The sequence below is a fragment of the Alteromonas sp. 14N.309.X.WAT.G.H12 genome (genome assembly GCF_036697315.1).
Taxonomy (GTDB): Bacteria; Pseudomonadota; Gammaproteobacteria; order Enterobacterales; family Alteromonadaceae; genus Alteromonas.
Window position 1 is genome coordinate 1 of sequence record NZ_JBAHZB010000069.1, and the last position, 18,075, is coordinate 18,075.

Annotated in this window: 16 protein-coding genes and 1 tRNA gene; 10 read left to right on the forward strand and 7 right to left on the reverse strand. The window is 45.3% G+C overall.

Annotated features, from left to right (window positions below; translation table 11 throughout):
- Nucleotides 1-19 precede the first annotated feature (19 nt).
- The 5 genes from hemN to V5298_RS14900 form a co-directional block, all read right to left on the reverse strand.
- Nucleotides 20-1,390, reverse strand: a complete 1,371-nt coding sequence (gene hemN / locus V5298_RS14880) for an oxygen-independent coproporphyrinogen III oxidase (RefSeq protein ID WP_332932239.1) — start codon at nucleotides 1,388-1,390, stop codon at nucleotides 20-22.
- Nucleotides 1,391-1,637: 247 nt separating this feature from the next.
- Nucleotides 1,638-1,913 (reverse strand): hypothetical protein, encoded by a 276-nt coding sequence (locus V5298_RS14885; RefSeq protein ID WP_332932240.1) that lies wholly within the window; start codon nucleotides 1,911-1,913, stop codon nucleotides 1,638-1,640.
- A 289-nt stretch (nucleotides 1,914-2,202) separates the two neighbouring features.
- Complete coding sequence (locus tag V5298_RS14890) at nucleotides 2,203-2,598, reverse strand: DUF3718 domain-containing protein (protein WP_332932241.1); 396 nt, start codon at nucleotides 2,596-2,598, stop codon at nucleotides 2,203-2,205.
- A gap of 426 nt (nucleotides 2,599-3,024) precedes the next feature.
- Nucleotides 3,025-3,195, reverse strand: a complete 171-nt coding sequence (locus tag V5298_RS14895) for an entericidin A/B family lipoprotein (RefSeq protein ID WP_332932242.1) — start codon at nucleotides 3,193-3,195, stop codon at nucleotides 3,025-3,027.
- An 11-nt stretch (nucleotides 3,196-3,206) separates the two neighbouring features.
- Nucleotides 3,207-4,124 carry a mechanosensitive ion channel family protein gene (locus V5298_RS14900; RefSeq protein ID WP_332932243.1) on the reverse strand — a complete coding sequence of 306 codons (918 nt, stop codon included), beginning with the start codon at nucleotides 4,122-4,124 and terminating at the stop codon, nucleotides 3,207-3,209.
- A gap of 296 nt (nucleotides 4,125-4,420) precedes the next feature.
- Between V5298_RS14900 and V5298_RS14905 the strand changes: the two genes are divergently transcribed.
- The 10 genes from V5298_RS14905 to rpsO all read left to right on the forward strand — a co-directional run bounded on the left by V5298_RS14905 (nucleotide 4,421) and on the right by rpsO (nucleotide 16,390).
- The gene (locus V5298_RS14905; protein WP_332932244.1) at nucleotides 4,421-4,729 is read left to right on the forward strand and encodes a 4a-hydroxytetrahydrobiopterin dehydratase; all 309 of its coding nucleotides are present in this window, start codon (nucleotides 4,421-4,423) and stop codon (nucleotides 4,727-4,729) included.
- Nucleotides 4,730-4,879: 150 nt separating this feature from the next.
- Nucleotides 4,880-4,956, forward strand: a tRNA-Met gene (locus V5298_RS14910).
- A gap of 315 nt (nucleotides 4,957-5,271) precedes the next feature.
- Nucleotides 5,272-8,604, forward strand: a complete 3,333-nt coding sequence (locus V5298_RS14915) for an MHYT domain-containing protein (RefSeq protein ID WP_332932245.1) — start codon at nucleotides 5,272-5,274, stop codon at nucleotides 8,602-8,604.
- Between the two features lie 4 nt (nucleotides 8,605-8,608).
- The gene (locus V5298_RS14920) at nucleotides 8,609-9,601 is read left to right on the forward strand and encodes a response regulator (protein ID WP_332932246.1); all 993 of its coding nucleotides are present in this window, start codon (nucleotides 8,609-8,611) and stop codon (nucleotides 9,599-9,601) included.
- 309 nt (nucleotides 9,602-9,910) lie between these two features.
- Complete coding sequence (gene rimP, locus V5298_RS14925) at nucleotides 9,911-10,369, forward strand: ribosome maturation factor RimP (RefSeq protein WP_332932247.1); 459 nt, start codon at nucleotides 9,911-9,913, stop codon at nucleotides 10,367-10,369.
- A 47-nt stretch (nucleotides 10,370-10,416) separates the two neighbouring features.
- Nucleotides 10,417-11,919, forward strand: coding sequence for a transcription termination factor NusA (gene nusA, locus V5298_RS14930; protein WP_332932248.1), 1,503 nt, complete (start codon nucleotides 10,417-10,419; stop codon nucleotides 11,917-11,919).
- 16 nt (nucleotides 11,920-11,935) lie between these two features.
- Complete coding sequence (gene infB, locus V5298_RS14935; protein ID WP_332932249.1) at nucleotides 11,936-14,554, forward strand: translation initiation factor IF-2; 2,619 nt, start codon at nucleotides 11,936-11,938, stop codon at nucleotides 14,552-14,554.
- Nucleotides 14,555-14,640: 86 nt separating this feature from the next.
- On the forward strand, nucleotides 14,641-15,036 hold the full coding sequence (gene rbfA / locus V5298_RS14940) for a 30S ribosome-binding factor RbfA (RefSeq protein WP_332932250.1): 396 nt from the start codon (nucleotides 14,641-14,643) through the stop codon (nucleotides 15,034-15,036).
- A complete protein-coding gene (gene truB / locus V5298_RS14945; RefSeq protein ID WP_332932251.1) occupies nucleotides 15,037-16,020 on the forward strand; it encodes a tRNA pseudouridine(55) synthase TruB in 984 nt (327 codons plus the stop codon).
- A gap of 100 nt (nucleotides 16,021-16,120) precedes the next feature.
- Nucleotides 16,121-16,390, forward strand: a complete 270-nt coding sequence (rpsO, locus tag V5298_RS14950; protein ID WP_216028087.1) for a 30S ribosomal protein S15 — start codon at nucleotides 16,121-16,123, stop codon at nucleotides 16,388-16,390.
- A gap of 98 nt (nucleotides 16,391-16,488) precedes the next feature.
- On the opposite strand, the gene V5298_RS14955 is transcribed toward rpsO, so the two are convergent.
- Together V5298_RS14955 and V5298_RS14960 are read right to left on the reverse strand one after the other, a co-directional pair.
- Entirely contained in the window at nucleotides 16,489-17,286 is a 798-nt protein-coding gene (locus V5298_RS14955) for a hypothetical protein (RefSeq protein WP_332932252.1), read from the reverse strand.
- Between the two features lie 162 nt (nucleotides 17,287-17,448).
- The coding region (locus tag V5298_RS14960) for a carbon-nitrogen hydrolase family protein (protein WP_332932253.1) at nucleotides 17,449-18,075 on the reverse strand (627 nt) is incomplete at its 5' end.

Here is an 18,075-nt window from a genome sequence, read left to right on the forward strand (position 1 = left end):
AACTTCGGTAGTTTTTTAATTAAATAACCCGGGAATAGCGGTGCTTGTTTGATTCATTTTGCAAGTAACTATCGAAGGTCATGCAAACAATGCGAATAAACAGTCGAGCATGTTTTGCCACCGTGATGCCCGTTGATGAGATCTGCAATATCCCGTCTTGTTCAAATTCTCGTAATGTCATAAGCTCAGAAGCAAATTGGGCATGAAAATCGATGTGAAAGCGCTCTTCCACATCGGCAAAGGACAACGAAAGATTACACATAAGCTGTTGAATAATATAGCGGCGTAATAAATCTTCATCGGTTAAAAATACGCCCTTTTCGGTGGGATCTTGTTGATTGTCTAATTTCCCATAATAGCTATTGAGTGTTTTCGGATTTTGCAAATACCCATTACCCACAGCACTGATGGATGACACCCCAAGACCGAGTAGATCGAGATCGCCACCGGTGGTATAACCTTGAAAATTACGATGTAATTGGCCTTTTTCCTGTGCCACGGCAAGCTCATCGGTGGGTAAACTGAAATGATCCATACCGATGAGTACATAGCCAATTTCAGTTAAACTCTTCATGGCTTGTTTCATGAGCTGGGTTTTCTCTACCGCCGATGGCAACCAATGATCTTTGATTTTTCGTTGGGCTGCAAACCGGGCGGGTAAATGGGCGTAACTAAAAAGGGAAATTCGCTCTGGACGCATTTTTTTCACATCCAAAAGCGTTTTTGCAAAGGTTTCCGGTGTTTGATGAGGAAGACCATATATCAAATCAAGGTTTACTGACTTAAACCCGTTTTTTTGAGCAAATTGGGTTAAATGGGCAACATGCTCAGTACTTTGTACGCGGTTGATGGCTTTTTGCACTTTGTAATCGGTATCCTGGACACCGATGCTAAGGCGATTATAACCTAAGCTGGCTAAATGCTTTAAATGGGTGGTGGTCATACGCCGGGGATCCACTTCAATACCGATTTCCGCATTTTCTGCAATGGTAAAATGGGTGTTCAGTAAATCCATTAGCCGAACCTGTTGGGTTTCAGTTAAAAAGCTAGGCGTACCGCCACCTAAATGAATTTGCTGTACCTGATGTAAGGAAAAATGCTTGGCCCTTTGCTGGATTTCTATTTCGAGATAATCGAGATAGCGATCGGCTTTTTCTCTATGTCGGGTGACAATTTTATTGCATCCACAGTAATAGCAAAGCTGATGACAAAAAGGGATATGGATATAAATGGATAGCCCTTTTGTCTTTGATTGGCTAAGGGCTGATAATAACGGTTCTGCATCAGCGATTTCACCGAATTCCAATGCGGTAGGATAAGAGGTGTATCGTGGACCGTTAATATTGTATTTGCTTAATAAAGTGGGATTAAATAGATCGCTGATAGACATAAAATTCTCATTTTTAACAATGCCTCGCCAGTGTATCGGGTAAAAATCAGTAATTTATTGATCTCGTGCAAACTTTGGTAATTCGCTGGGTGGTGCAGAGTTGTAATGGTGAGCTTGTAATAATGGGCGTCCAGACAGGACTGTTGCCGTGATCAGCAAACAAGAGGAAGGCAACCCGCCTCGCGGTTACGCTTGACTATCGACGCCCCTTATTGCCGAGATAACAAGATAAAGGGGAGCTGGAATTTTACGATTTAGCTGTCATCACCGGTTCGGGCAATGATTTAAATAAACCGGGTTTATTAACTTGCGCATTTGAGTCAGTGTTTAGCTGCTGAGCTTCTTGAGCTGACATGAAGGGGAGCGCTGAAGTTAGGTCAACGTGTTGTCGCTCTTTCTTGTTTAATTCAAAAGATGGGTTTGAACCATGTGGTTTACCGTTAACGTTGAATTCCTCTGCGACAGCCAAGGATGAAACACCCATGGTGCTTACGAGCATGACATATTGAACAAGTTTTTTCATAACGTTACCTCTTCATACCTGGTTGGAAAACAATCCTAAGGTAATCTGTTGTGTTTTCATGGACCATTAAATGAGAATCTTGTACAAAAATGAATCTATCTCTCAATACACAGGTATTCTTATTTATACGCAAGTCTAAAGACTGAACTCATTGCATTTATGGCGGCGCATTCGCTCATTGGTGACTTGATGTGTACGCTAAAGGAAAAAAGCGGCGTTTCCGCCGCTTTTTAGTGCAGACAGACGTCTGCTACCATGTTGAAATGGTGTGAAAAATTAGCATTTTTTATTATAATCGCTTAGCTAATACTTCTGCGATAGGGCTGTCCTGGTGACCACTTTCTGATACCCAGGCCTGTAAAGTTTTGCCATCCTTTTCAGGTGTGCTTAGGTCATCTTTAGGCATCTTTTTAACAAGAAGCGTACCGGCTTCAACGGCGTTATTTAATATCGCTGTGCGGATCAAGCTATTGCCACCACAGGAGATACCTGAATAGTAATCGCGTAGTTTAAGGCGATAATCAGATTCTACCAGACGAATTTTTTTACGAAGTTCGCCCTTGTCATCAGCTTGCACAATAGTACAAATGTTAGCAAGTGCGTCGTTAATGTCTGCTTGCGCAGCACCTGCAAATCCAAGGCCTAAAGCTGTAATAGCAAGAGAAGTCTTAACGATTTTCAACATGGTTAATTCCTCGATAAAGTTGAATGTTGTTGTTTGTTCGAGATCAATTAAACGTTAAAAAAGAAAGGTAGGAAATAACGGTGCAAATACTAAAGTATTAGGCATTATACTTTAGGTATGGTGAGCATTTGCTATGAAATTTTTGTAAGCTCTTGTATTTATTGTAAATGTTAATGTTTATTGGATTTTGAAATTTAAAACAGATCGTAAAAATTTGTTTGTTTTTTATCTCATTGTCTTTGACAACAGTAGCGAGGGTGAAAAACTCATTTTTAAACGAATACACCAAGATTTGGCGTAAATATTTGAAATATTGTTATATTTTATCTTTTTTTGAAGTTCGCGCACTGAGGGGATACCCAAAGCGCACGATTGGTTTAAATAAAAATATTGCGTATTCATATTTATAACAAAATGGCGCAGGCGCTAATTTCCATCGTTGTCTTCCGCGGCTTCTTCTAAGGATTCCCCTGCCGACTGAATGTCTTTACCAGCCCCTTCCATTGTGGCGCAACCGCCCATTAAACCGCTAATAAATGACGTTAAAATAAACATATAACGAACCCGTAAACGTTTACTGCCTGTTAATGCTTTCATTGTTAAGATCCTCATTGTTGTTCAGAAGTGGATTGGCGTGATGCGGATATCATGGTATCGAGTGTTTTGCCGCCCTTGGCATCAAAATCGATAGTTCGGATAGGGAAGGGGATAAGAATACCGGCATCATCGAGTGTCTGGCGAATGGTCACAACGGCGTCGTGACGCACTTCCATAAAATTGTGGGGGCCAGGATATTTCATCCAAAACCACACAAGTAAATTTACGCTACTGTCTCCAAAAGAGGCAGCAAAGACATTGGTCTCGTCTTTTTTTGCCACATACGCCTTTTCATTTAGCGCATTGACTAACACATCTCTGGCATGATTGGGATCATCCGCATAGGAGATCCCCACTGGCACCTCTAACCGGCGATAACCCATCACACTGTAATTAGTAAGAATGTTCCTAAACAGTATTTTATTGGGAATGATCTCCCGTTGACCAAAAAAGGTCGTCACCAGCGTGTTGCGAAGGTTGATGGCTTCTACTTTACCAAAGACGTTGTCGGCTTCGATAACGTCACCTATCTCGAAGGGCTTTCTAATTCCCATGGCAACACCGGCAATAAAGTTTTCAGTGAGATCCTGGAAGGCAAAACCAATGGCTAAACCAACAATACCGGCTCCGGCCAATAAGGAGGTGACTGTGCCCTGTAAACCCACAAAATCAAGAGCAATAAATAATCCGGCACAAATAAACGCAGCTTTTAATATGGAGGTGAGTAGGTCGGCAATTTGGCGAGACTCAAAAGCACGTCGTAGTCCGCGTTTAACAATTTTACCCAATAAATTTGCTAACACCCCAAAAATGATGGCAATAAAAATAGCAACGACGATATTCGGCAAATGTTTAATGCCTTGCTCTAGCCACATTTGCAGCTTTTCGTTGATCAAAGCTGAAACCTTATCAATTTGTGGAAATTCCATGGCGTTTCCTATGTCGCTAAGTGGCGTACGAACTCGTTATATATCCCTATTCAATAAATGTTCCTTTATGCTTTTGCATGTAACAACATGATATTTATATATATTATTTCAAGATGTTTGGGCGGGCGGGGTAGGGTGTGTAAAATTTTCTGTTCATGGGAGTAAAAAGCGCACAGGATCTTGATGGCTTGTAAAGCCTACTTACCGCTGCGGAGGATAAAAATGTTGTTGATTATTTGCTTCTTGGCTTTTAACGGCGGAAATTAAAGGAAGTTATTGCAACGGGGATCATCATAATGGCGGAAAAACTTCAACAGAGCGAGATTGCATCCTTATTAGCCCAATTAAATGGTCAGAAAGACGAAGGGTCTCAATGGCGGTTGGTGGATCACACCCTTAGTAAGACATTTCGGTTCAAAAGCTTTATTCGTGCTTTTGGCTGGATGAGCCAGGTGGCGTTATGGGCAGAGAAACTGAATCATCATCCAGAATGGAAGAATGTGTATAATCGGGTGGACGTGGTATTAACCAGCCATGATGCTAAGGGATTAACAGCAAAGGACTTTCTTTTGGCGCAGAAAATGGAAAACCTGACAACAAATTGATTGCTTAGTAGGCGGTATGTTGGTTTATTGTCCATCTAGTCAAAAAAATGCAATATTCTTTGCATCTCCTCTTGCTATGGCTTAATGCCTATGTATAATACGCACCACTCAGAGGCAAGGCGGAAACGCTAAGCTGAGAAGTAATACGGACGCGGGATGGAGCAGTCTGGTAGCTCGTCGGGCTCATAACCCGAAGGTCGTTGGTTCAAATCCAGCTCCCGCAACCAATTCTAATTAGCACTTTCTGGTGTTAATAGCACAATCATTTAATTATCCTTAATGCATATTGCGTTCGCATTGCGTTCTTGTTTCTAAAATCCTTTTTCCTTCAAACACAATGGCTGTAATCTCACTTTAGCTAACAAACACGTTTGTCGCTTAATCTGACGTTGCTATAAATCGATCCACCGATAGCAGGTGTGTTTTGACACCTTGTTGTTATTTTACATACTTAAAAACGTCTTACATTCACCGGGGACATGTATTTATCACGATCCATACCTGATAGCCTATATAGACTGATTAACTCATTTAGGCGTATTATGGTCGATTGGCTGCATTCTCTTTTTGTCGTTCCAGATACGGCGTTGTTACTTACCGGCGAGTATTCTCTGCCTATGGTGGCGCTGTCCGTCTGTATCGCCATTGTAGCCTCATTCACCGGCTTTCGAGTTGCCACTCATACCTCTGAGAGTCATCATTCTACACGCCGACATATCCTCATTGCGCTAGGCAGCCTTGCACTCGGCGTAGGCATTTGGGCCATGCATTTTATCGGTATGTTGGCCTTTGAATTATGTGCGCCTGTGTCCTATGACGCCCCCCGTACCTTTTTGTCGTTTATTCCCGGTGTCTTTGCTGCCTTTGTGGCACTGCGAAGCCTAAGTAGTGGAGACGTTAAGGTAAAACAGATTTTACTGGCTGGGATATTAATGGGCGGGGGGATTGGCGCAATGCATTACTCTGGCATGACCGCCATGACCATGACGCCACTATTGCGTTATGACCTATTCTATTTTTCCCTGTCTATTTTTGTGGCGATCTTATTGGCCATGCTCTCACTATGGATCAAATATGGATTGTCTGGATTCATGGCGCGCCGAAAACTACCAGGGATCAACATGTTGGCCAGTGTTGTTATGGGGTTGGCGATAACTGGGATGCATTATTTTGGTATGTTGGCCGCCCGCTTTGTGGCGCCCCCAGGGATGGAAACCAGCGCACAAAGTAGCTCTATCAGTTATGTACTGGCCGGTTATGTGAGCTTCTTCACCTTATTGATGGTCGGCGCAGTGCTTTTTCTAACGCTTTTATTTCGCTATATGGATATTTCCGAAAAGGCAGAAAGCAGCCGCCGTACCCAATTGGTGCTGATGGACACTGCCGTAGATGGGATTTTAACTATCGACGAAGACAGCCGTGTTTTAACCATGAATAAGGCCGTCACCCGTATTTTGGGCTGGGATAACGACACCCTTACCGGCCATTCTATTCATCGACTTATTCCACCAGATAGGCGTGGTAAGTACAACGAGCAGTTTTTTAAGCAGCAAGGTGAACTCGATGGCGAAAAAATTGTAGGCGTCAGCCGGGATGCGTATGCGTTGAATAGCGACGGTGAAAAAGTCCCCGTTCGCGTGGGTGTCGGTTATGCCCAGTTAGGTAATAAGAACGTGTTTATTGTGATTATTGGCGACAATCGCGCGCGTATGGAGATGGAACAAATCATAAGAGAAAACGAAGCGAAGTTTCGTTCGTTTTTTCACAATATCCCCGGCGTTGCCTACCGTAGTATGAACACCCAAGGACGCCCCATTGAATTTATCAGTGACGCGGTGGCCGATCTTACTGGGTATCCCGCCACTGCCTTTACCGATGGCAACCGCCCCTTATCTTTAACCGATTTAGTCTATGAACCTGATCTCATGCTGTATAAGCAAGCTCGTAAGCAAGAAGCGGAATTTCTTATAGAATATCGCATAGTGGCAAAAAATAACGAGATTAAGTGGGTAAGGGAATACGGCTGTGTGGTGAGTAGCGAGGAGTGTCAGAGCAGCTGGGTTGATGGGTTTATCATGGACATTACTTCTCGTAAGGCCATTGAAGAAGAACTCGAAAGGGCCAAAGAATTCGCTGAACAAGCAGCCGCGGCCCGGGCCAGTTTCCTGGCTAACATGAGTCATGAAATCAGAACCCCCATGAATGCCATTATTGGCTTTTCGGATATATTACTGGATGAAAAATTGACCGATGGCCAATACAAGCACTTAACTACCATCAATCGCTCGGCGCGCTCATTACTGCATTTGCTCAATGATATTTTAGACAGTGCGAAGCTGGATAAAGGCAAGCTGGAAATTGAATATCGAGACTTTTCCCTCACCGAAGAAATCGACACTGTGGTGTCGACGTTTTGGCTTGAGGCGAAAAAGAAAGGACTAGACTTAAATGTCAATGTGTCATCCTCGTTAACAGACATCTATCATGGTGCGCCTGAACGTATTCGTCAGGTTTTAGGCAACTTGATTAGCAACGCGGTAAAATTTACTGCAAAAGGTAAGGTCGATGTCTCTGTATATCAGCAACCTTCAGGGGATATCTCGTTTTCAGTGACTGATAGTGGTATTGGCATGACCCAACCTCAGCTAGACAAGGTATTTGATGCCTTTGCTCAAGCCGATGTGTCTATGAGTCGAAAATATGGAGGCACGGGGCTGGGCACTACTATAAGCAAGCAGTTAGTTGAACTCATGGGAGGCGAAATCACCGCCACCAGTGAACCCAATACAGGCACCAACTTCACCTTTACCTTGCCATTAAAGCCAGTGGCAAATCGTCGGGTACAACATAGTAGGGCCGTGTCGCTGCCGCCGATGGATATGCTGGTGGTGGACGATATTAGTCAAAACGTCGATTTAGTGAGCCTGTTGTTGAAACGGGCAGGCCATCGCGTTGAGGTGGCGGAAAACGGTGAGCGTGCATTGGATAAAATGAAAGCTCAGCACTTTGATGTGGTGTTGATGGATTTACAAATGCCGGTGATGGACGGTTTAACGGCAGCGAAAATCTGGCGTCAATGGGAAGCGGAGAATGGGCGCCCCCGTCTACCTATTATAGCCTTGACGGCCAGTGTGTTGGTGCAAGATAAATTAGATGCCATTGACGCGGGCATGGAAGGCTTTGCCAATAAGCCTATTGATTTTCCTGTTTTGCAAACAGAAATTGCCCGGGTGCTTGGTTATATTGATGTGAACGTCTATAACGATACGAGCCGTGGTAGACACAAAGATGGCTCTCCTGTGACGCCCCATATTGATTATACCCGCGGCGAGCAGCTTTGGGGCGACAGAGATACTTTTGAACGTGAAATTAGAAAGTTTATTCAGGGCGCTGGTGACTGGATGAGTGACCTTAAAACGTCGCTGAAAGAAGAGCAATATGAGCAATTAGATAAGCAGTTACACGGATTAAAAGGGGTGTGCGGGAACCTGGGACTAACCTATTTAATGGTATTGTTTGAGGAATATGAACGTGAGATCCATAACCGCGCCTTTAGTGAAGATGATATTGCAGCTATCGCCGCTGCATTAAGGAAAATCGAACGTATTTTAGATAGCGTTGAAGCGGATATTCATCTCGCCTCTGATTATCTGGGCCATGCTCCGAGTGAAGTGTTACCGCCCTTAAAGCAACTGTTAGCATTAACTAGGGAAAACCGGTTGGATGAAGGGGTATATAAAATTTGTGAGGGGTTAAATTACGGCCCATTAGATTCCCGGGTAACGCGCGTATTACAAGACATTGATGATTTTGAATTTGAACGCGGTGCCCTGCAACTTGAACAAATTATAGAAGAGCTGGAAACAAGCGAGTAGAGCGATGAACGAAGTAGAAAAAGCCCGGCTTTTGGTGGTGGATGATGAACCGGTAAATTTGCGCGTATTAAAGCAGTTATTAGGACATGACTATACGCTCTACTTTGCGAAGAATGGCCCCGAAGCAATCAAGCTGGCAGAGGATCAGCTGCCTGATCTGATCCTGATGGATGTGATGATGCCGGGCATGACGGGGTTTGACGCCTGTAAGCAGTTAAAGGCCACCGATTCGTTAAAAGAAATCCCCGTGATTTTCGTTACCGCGCTGAATGATGCCACTGATGAAGCCGAAGGCTTTTCCGTGGGCGGTGTGGATTATATCACTAAACCCATTTCGCCCCCGGTGGTTAAAGCGCGGGTAAAAAACCATTTATCGTTGGCCCAGACTGATCAGTTAAGGCGTACCCGTTTGCAGGTAGTACAGCGGTTAGGCCGGGCAGCGGAATACAAAGATAACGAGACCGGGATGCATGTGCTGCGTATGAGCCATTACGCGAAAATAATTGCCACGGCCGCGGGGTTTTCTGCTATGCGCGCCGAGCTGCTACTGCACGCCGCGCCCATGCATGATATTGGTAAAATCGGTATACCGGATAGCATTATGATGAAGCCGGGTAAACTTACGGCAGAAGAGTTTGCCGTTATGAAAAAGCACCCGGAAATTGGTGCGGAAATACTCGGTGATGATGACTCCCAACTCATTGTCCTGGCCAAAGTTGTATCGTTAACCCACCATGAAAAATGGGACGGGTCAGGTTATCCGAAAGGTTTGGCGGGCGAAGATATTCCCATAGAAGGGCGCATTGTGGCATTAGCCGACGTGTTTGATGCACTAACCAGTAAGCGTCCCTACAAGGAAGCATGGAGCGTCGAGAGCAGTTTAAAATATATCGAAGAGCAAAGTGGTATGCACTTCGATCCTGCACTGGTTCCTTTATTAAGACAAAACCTCGATGAGTTATTAACGATCAAAGCGCGTTTTAATGATAATGAATAAGTGTGCTTGCGTAAGTTGCTATCTGTGTTAAGTGTCAGTATAATGCGTGCCACGTAGTTCTAGTGCGGGCTGATTTCAGTGCCAAAACTGAGATTTACGCGGCTACGATGTTTTTGCAAACCTAGGTAACACACGTTGTGTTTGAACGACCCCGTTAGTTTGCATCTGTCTTAGGCAGAAGGGGAAGATTTTGTATAAAAAGCCCCGCTAGTCCGGGGCTTTTTGTTGTATTTAATCAGTTCTGGCCTTTTTTGAGGTTGGATTCAGTAGTTGGGCGTTCCGCCCTTTTTTCATTTTTGGAGGTAAGGATTGGCAAAGCTTGAAGAAAAACTGACCGACATGCTTGAACCTGGTGTTGAGGCCCTGGGTTATGAGTTGGTAGGTGTGGAGTTTGTCCGCGCAGGCAAACATTCCATTCTTCGTGTTTTCATCGATCATGAAAACGGCGTTTCCGTTGATGATTGTGCTGAGGTCAGTTATCAGGCGAGTGCCATTCTGGACGTTGAAGATCCTATTAATACGGAATATAACCTGGAAATATCGTCGCCGGGTTTAGACCGTCCGCTGTTTAAAGCGAGTCATTACGAAGACGCAGTAGGAGAAATCATTCAGGCCAGACTTACGGTTCCTATGGATAACCGACGTAATTTCAAAGGCAAGTTACTGTCATGTGAAGATGGCATGATCAGTATTGACGTGGATGGCCAGCAGTTCCAGTTAGCTGTGGCGAATATCGAAAAAGCAAACATTGTTCCCACATTTGACTAATGGAACAGCACCCGCTTTCGAGTAACGAAAGCATCAGTGAGGCGAAAATGAATAAAGAAATTTTGTTAGTGGCGGAAGCCGTTTCAAATGAAAAACAAGTGCCTAGAGAAAAGATCTTTGAAGCACTGGAATTTGCTATCGCAAGCGCAACCAAAAAGAAAAACGATGGTGAGATAGAAGTGCGCGTTAGCATCGACAGAAATACAGGTGATTTTGATACTTTCCGTCGTTGGGCTGTTATTCCTGACGATCAAGAACAGGAAAATCCCTATGCGGAAATTACCCTTTCTGCAGCGCAGATAGACGAACCCGATGTGCAATTGGGGGATTATATCGAAGAGCAAATTGAATCCATAAAATTTGACCGTATTACTACACAGACGGCCAAACAGGTTATTGTCCAAAAAGTGCGTGAAGCTGAACGTGCGCAAATGGTGGCAGAATACGAAGACAGAGTCGGCGATCTGGTTACCGGTACCGTGAAAAAGGTAAATCGGGATAACATTATTATCGATTTAGGCAATAACGCTGAAGGCGTTATTTACCGCGATGACATGCTTCCTCGTGAAACTTTCCGTCCAGGAGACCGCGTACGAGGCTTGTTATACGTTATTCGTCCAGAAGCCCGTGGCGCACAATTGTTTATCAGTCGTACTCACCCAGACATGCTAGTGGAACTGTTCCGCTTGGAAGTACCGGAAATTGCCGAAGAAACACTGGAAATTAAATCCGCCGCGCGGGATCCTGGTTCCAGAGCAAAAATTGCGGTGAAAACCAACGATAAGCGTTTAGATCCTGTGGGTGCTTGTGTGGGGATGCGTGGCTCTCGTGTACAAGCCGTATCAGGAGAACTTGGCGGCGAGCGTGTGGATATCGTGTTATGGGATGAAAACCCAGCCCAGTTCGTGATAAATGCCATGGCGCCGGCCGAAGTTGCTTCCATCGTGGTAGACGAAGACAGTCACACCATGGATGTGGCGGTTGAACAGGATAATCTTGCTCAGGCCATCGGTCGAAGCGGTCAGAACGTGCGCTTAGCCAGTCAATTGACGGGTTGGGAATTGAACGTCATGACCATTGATGATCTGAACAAAAAGCACGAAGAAGAAACAGCGAAAGTACTTCAGGTTTTCGTTTCCGGTTTGGATATTGACGAAGACTTTGCCGCTGTACTGGCCGATGAAGGTTTTAGTACGCTGGAAGAAATTGCTTATGTGCCAGTCAACGAACTGTTGGCTATTGATGGCCTAGACGAAGAAACCATCGAAGAATTACGAACCCGTGCCCGGGCAGCGTTAACAACCCGAGCATTGGCGAATGAAGAGTCTTTAGAAGGTTCAGAACCTACAGAGGCATTACTCAGCCTTGAAGGGATGAACAAACACATTGCCTATGTCCTTGCTAGCCGTGGAATTACTGACCTTGAAGAGCTGGCTGAGCAGGGAACAGATGATATTAGTGATATCGAAGGATTGACCGAGGAAGACGCCGGGAAACTGATTATGGCGGCACGGAATATTGTCTGGTTTGGTGAAGAAGAAGGTCAATAAGGGGAAAAAGACAAAAATGGCAGAAGTATCGATTGAAAAGCTCGCCAGTGATATTGGAACGACCGTTGACCGACTGGTAACTCAGTTTAAAGATGCCGGTATTACAAAGGCAGAAAATGATTCTGTAACTGAGGATGAAAAGCGCCAGTTGCTTGACCACCTTAGTAAACAACATGGCACCAGCAGCGAGCCGACTCGTATGACGTTAAAGCGCAAGACAACCAGTACACTGAGTGTGGGTAAGTCGAAGTCCGTGAAAGTCGAAGTGCGTAAAAAGCGCACTTATGTAAAACGTACTGACGTTGACGAGCAGCAGCAAGCCGAAGAGGAAGCGCGTTTAGAAGAAGAACGTGCAAGACTGGAAGCTGAGCAGAAAGCTGCAGAGGAGGCCGCCAAGGAAGCAGAACGTAAGGCAGCAGAAGAAAAGGCGCGGTTAGAAGCAGAAGCGAAGAAAAAAGCCGAGCAAGAGCGTGCACAAAAAGAAGCCGCAGAAAAAGCCCGTAAGGAAGAGTCTGTGAAACAGCCTGAAGAGCCCGAATTATCGGCAGAAGAAAAAGCTGAGCAAGAAAAAGCCCGTCAGGAAGAAGAACGTCTGCGTAAACAACAGGAAGAAGAAACCCAAAGAAAACTCGAAGAAGAAGCGAAGCGCGCAGCAGAAGAAGCGCGTAGATTAGCTGAAGAGAATGAACGTCGCTGGAAAGAAGAAGAAGAACGTCGTAAGCGGGAAGAAGCCGCCGATGTTCACATGCATTCAAACCGCTATGCTCAGGAAGCCGAAGACGAAGAAGACATGCAAGTTGAGCGTTCTTCCAGACGTCGTAAGAAATCTAAGAGAAATGCGGGAGAACATTTGAAGCAAGGTTTTAATAAGCCGGCACAACCAGTCGAGCGAGTGGTGAAATTAGGCGCCACAATCACGGTAGGCGAATTAGCAAACCGTCTGGCTATTAAATCAACGGAAGTCATTAAAACCATGATGAAAATGGGTGAGATGGCGACCATTAACCAGGTACTTGATCAAGATACCGCCGTACTTATCGTCGAAGAAATGGGTCACAAGTATGAACTTGTTAATGACAATGCCCTAGAAGACGAGCTGATGGCGGAAAACAGTGGCGGTGATAAAGTGACACGGGCTCCTGTTGTTACCATTATGGGTCACGTTGACCATGGTAAAACCTCATTACTTGATTATATCCGTCGTGCCAAGGTAGCCGATGGTGAAGCCGGTGGGATTACCCAGCATATCGGTGCCTATAAAGTGCATACAGATAACGGTGATATTACCTTCTTAGATACACCAGGACACGCCGCCTTTACGGCCATGCGTGCACGGGGTGCCACGGCAACGGATATCGTTGTGTTAGTGGTGGCCGCCGATGATGGTGTGATGCCGCAAACAAAAGAAGCGATTCAACACGCACGAGCTGCGGGTGTACCGTTAATTGTTGCGGTGAATAAAATGGATAAAGAAGCTGCCGATCCGGATCGGGTGAAAACGGAACTGTCTCAATTAGAAGTTATTTCTGAAGAGTGGGGCGGTGAACATCAGTTCTGTAACGTGTCAGCGAAAACCGGTATGGGTATTGATGATTTGCTTGAAGCGATTAATCTGCAAGCCGAAGTACTGGACTTTAAAGCTGTGGCAACAGGCCCAGGTCGCGGGATTGTTATCGAATCCCGGTTGGATAAAGGGCGTGGTCCTATCGCCTCTGTCTTGATCCAGGAAGGTGAAGTGCGCAGCGGCGACATTTTACTGTGTGGTGAAGAATACGGTCGTGTTCGTGCCATGCGCGATGAAAATGGCCAGGAAGTGAAAGTCGCCGGTCCATCGACGCCAGTAGAAGTCCTTGGTTTGTCAGGTGTCCCTGTAGCGGGTGAAGACGCAGTCGTGGTACAAGATGAGCGTAAAGCCCGTGAAGTTGCCGCAAAACGTCACCAGAAAAAACGGGAACTGAAACTGGCCCGTCAGCAAAAAGCAAAACTGGAGAACATGTTTGCCAACATGGAATCTGGCGATGTGAGCGAATTGAACATTGTGCTTAAAGCTGACGTACAAGGTTCTGTAGAGGCGATTTCAGAGTCGTTGATTAAACTGTCTAACAGTGAAGTGAAAGTCAACATTGTGGGCAGCGGTGTGGGTGGTATTACCGAAACCGATGCGACTCTTGCTGCGGCATCTGGGGCCATTATTCTTGGTTTTAACGTCCGTGCCGATGCAACGGCTCGCCGCGTGATTGAAAATGAAGAAATTGACCTTCGTTATTACAGCGTCATCTATAATCTGATAGACGAAGTGAAAGCGGCAATGAGCGGTATGCTTGCACCTGAATTCCGTCAGGAAATCATCGGTCTTGCTGAAGTACGTGACGTATTTAAATCGCCTAAGCTGGGAGCCATCGCAGGTTGTATGGTTACCGAAGGTAATGTTAAACGTAGCAATCCTATCCGGGTACTTCGGGATAACGTGGTTATCTATGAAGGGGAACTTGAATCATTGCGTCGCTTTAAAGATGATGTGAACGAAGTGCGTAACGGAATGGAATGTGGTATTGGCGTTAAGAACTATAATGATGTCAAAGTGGGTGACCAAATCGAAGTCTTCGAAATTATTGAGGTTGCTCGCCAGATTTAGTGCGAAATAAGCATGTAATGTAAAGCGGGGGCAACAGCCCCCGTTTTTGTCCCTGTTACGTTATGTACAGGAATAAGGAGCGAATAATGGCACGGGAATTTTCTCGTACAGACAGAGTGGCGCAACAGGTTCATAAAGAAGTTGCCAGCATTCTGCAAAATGAATACAAACACCGGGTTGGCGATATGCCGCTCATCACCATTTCCGACGTGGAGGTGTCCCGGGATCTGGCTCACGCTAAAATCTTTGTTACCATTTATGGAGCAGAAGAGGCTGAAGCCAAAGCTCATACTAAACAACTCGTGGATAGCAAAGGCTTTATTCGTTCGCTATTAGCGAAACGTTTACGTATGCGTAGTGTACCCGATCTTCATTTCTTTAGAGATGATTCCATACTTGAAGGTATGCGTATTTCCAACCTAGTGTCGGAAACCATTGCTAAAGACGAAGAGAAAAAACAGAAAGACGAAGAGCAGGACTAAATGGGAAGACGTCGCAAGGGGCGGGCAATTAACGGTATCTTATTGCTTGATAAGCCCACCGGTGGTTCATCGAATCAGATTTTACAGCAAGTGCGCGGTTTGTATAAGGCCGCGAAAGCCGGTCATACCGGCGCGCTAGATCCCCTCGCCAGCGGCATGCTGCCCATTTGTTTGGGTGAGGCCACGAAATTTTCTCAGTTTCTGTTAGAAGCGGATAAAACCTATGAAGTCACCATGCAGTTGGGTGTGAGAACCACCACTTCTGATGCCGATGGTGATGTGGTGGAAGAAAAACCGGTGGCGGTGGACGAGCAGACGGTATTGGCTGTTTGTCAGCAGTTTAAAGGGCAGAGTAAGCAGATCCCGTCGATGTTTTCTGCATTAAAACACCAAGGGAAACCCCTTTATCATTACGCGCGTCAAGGCATTACCGTGGAACGGGAAGCCCGTGATATTACCATTTATAGCTTGGATATTTTAAATATCGCCTTGCCCAATGTGGAAATGCGAGTGCGCTGCAGTAAAGGTACTTATATTCGTTCTTTGGTTGACGATATTGGTCAGCAACTCGCTTGTGGCGCTTATGTGACACGGTTGCATCGCACCGAAGTGGCGAATTATCCCACCGAAAAAATGGTGGGCCTTGATGCGCTCATTGAATTGGAAGGATCATTAGATGAAGGGCAATTTGGCCTCCTTGATGCCTTATTATTACCGATGGACACGGCGGTGTTATCTTTACCTGCGGTGGTAGTGGACAAACCGGGGTTTGATCGCTTTGAACATGGCCAAAGTGTGGCACCAAGGGCGGGTGAATCGTTTCAGCAAGGACAGATGTACCGCGTTTATTTCGGTCAGGATGACGCACAACTTTTCCTCGGCGTGGGAGAAGGGGTTGTGGCTCCCAAAGATCAACCGGCAGCAGGAAAACAGGATGTCTTTGTTTCACCTAAGCGCAGAGTGGTCTATCAACCCACCGAGTAAGGATTTAGCTTGCGTATCATCTCCGCCTCGTTATAATACGCGCTCTCATAATTTCGCTGAATTAGTGATCGGCGAAATTTAATTTAACCAGGAGATTATTATGTCACTAAGTAAAGAAGAAACAGCGAAAATCGTTGCTGAATACGGCGTAAAAGAAGGTGATACTGGTTCACCTGAAGTACAAGTTGCTTTGTTGACGCACAACATCAACAAATTGCAAGGTCACTTCTCTGATCATAAGAAAGATCACCACTCTCGTCGTGGTCTGTTACGCATGGTTAGCCAGCGTCGTAAACTGCTTGATTACTTAAAAGGTAAAAATGCAGAGCGTTATCTTGATCTGATCAAGCGTTTGGGTCTGCGTCGCTAAGACACGATTTCAAACAAAAAAAGCGCCTTATGGCGCTTTTTTTGTCTCTTCACTTTGTCTTGTTCACAAGGTTATCAAGGCACTGACCCCTTAGGCCACTACTGAGTTGGGGTAGCGGCCGGGCTTGCACTTGAGGACGGTTGGCTTACCACCTTGGTGGCAATTTCCCGAATCTCGTCTTCTAATTCATTAATACGACTGGCTAGACTGTTGTTTCTGTTTTCCAGTACCGACAATTTATCGGTAAGGTTTTTAACCTGCTGGGTTTGACTGTTTTTGTCACTCACAGCTTGCTCAAGTTGTACATTTAAAGACAAGATTTCATCCGCTAAACCACTTATTTGGTCATTTAATCCTGCCAGCTTGCTTTGTTGCCCTTGGGTGCTTTCTTTCAGGCTATTAATAGACGCGTTGAGGGTGGTGTCCGTTTTCGTCAGCTTTTCGCCCAATTCAGTGATTTCTTTTTGGTTACGACGCCACGCTGAAGCCCACAGTTTGTCCATCTGCTCCCATAACTCATTGCTTTTATCCGTCAGTTCACTGACTTTAACTTGCAAGGCTACGGTGGATTCGCCGATTTCCTCACCTGTGGCAGACAATCGCTTTTCTAACTGTAAGATACGGGCTTCGGCTTGGCTTGCTTCTGTTTTTTGCTGTTGTAAAAGGGTATACAAATAGTAGCAACCGCCGCAGGCGCCCAGAGCCACCAAAGCGATGAGTACCAACCACCCACCGTTTCCTCCTTTTTGAGAAGCTGATGAGGTAGTAGCGTCTGAAGAGGAAGGCGTAGCTGATGCTTTGCCAACATGGGGGTGTTTTTTTTGCTGATAATCGCGACGATCTTCTTCATCCAATCGAATGGTTGGAAAATCATCGTTTTTTGAATCGTTTGACATACTTTCTCTTTTGATAACGGAACTACTAAAATATCAGGTGATTACCCACGGAATGGTAGCGTGAATCCATAATCAATACCATTCCTTATATAAAATAACAAGGGCGAAACGCCCGTGACAGTTTGTTTAGCGTTTGCCCTAGGTGTATCACGCTAATTGGGCTTATTGATCATCGCCTAACCACTGTACCCGATACAGATCTCTACGTCGATCCAGATAATTACGAACCGACCCTTCATTTTGGAGTTTCGTCAGTTTGTCTAAATCCAGATCAACAATTAAGGTCATTTCTGTGTTGGGGGTGGTTTCCGAGACAATGGCATCATGCGGGAAAGAGAAATCCGACGGCGAAAATACCGCCGTTTGTCCGTACTGAATATCAACATTATCGACCTTGGGAAGATTTCCCACGCTGCCGGCGATGACCACGTAACATTCATTTTCGATGGCTCTGGCCTGGGCACAACGACGAACCCGCAAATAACCATTTTTGGTGTCTGTCCAAAAGGGGACAAATAGAATTTGCATCTCTTGTTCAGATTGAATTCTGGCAAGCTCCGGAAATTCAACGTCGTAGCATATAAGAATACCGATTTTACCAAAATCGGTATCAAACACACTTAAGGCGTTGCCTCCTTTCATTATCCAATCTTTTTTCTCATGGGGAGTAGGGTGTATTTTATATTGGCTCTCGGTGGTGCCATCCCGTCGGCACAGGTAGCTAACGTTATAGAGTTCTTCGTCTTCAACTACCGGCATGGAGCCGGCAATGATGGTGATGTTATAACT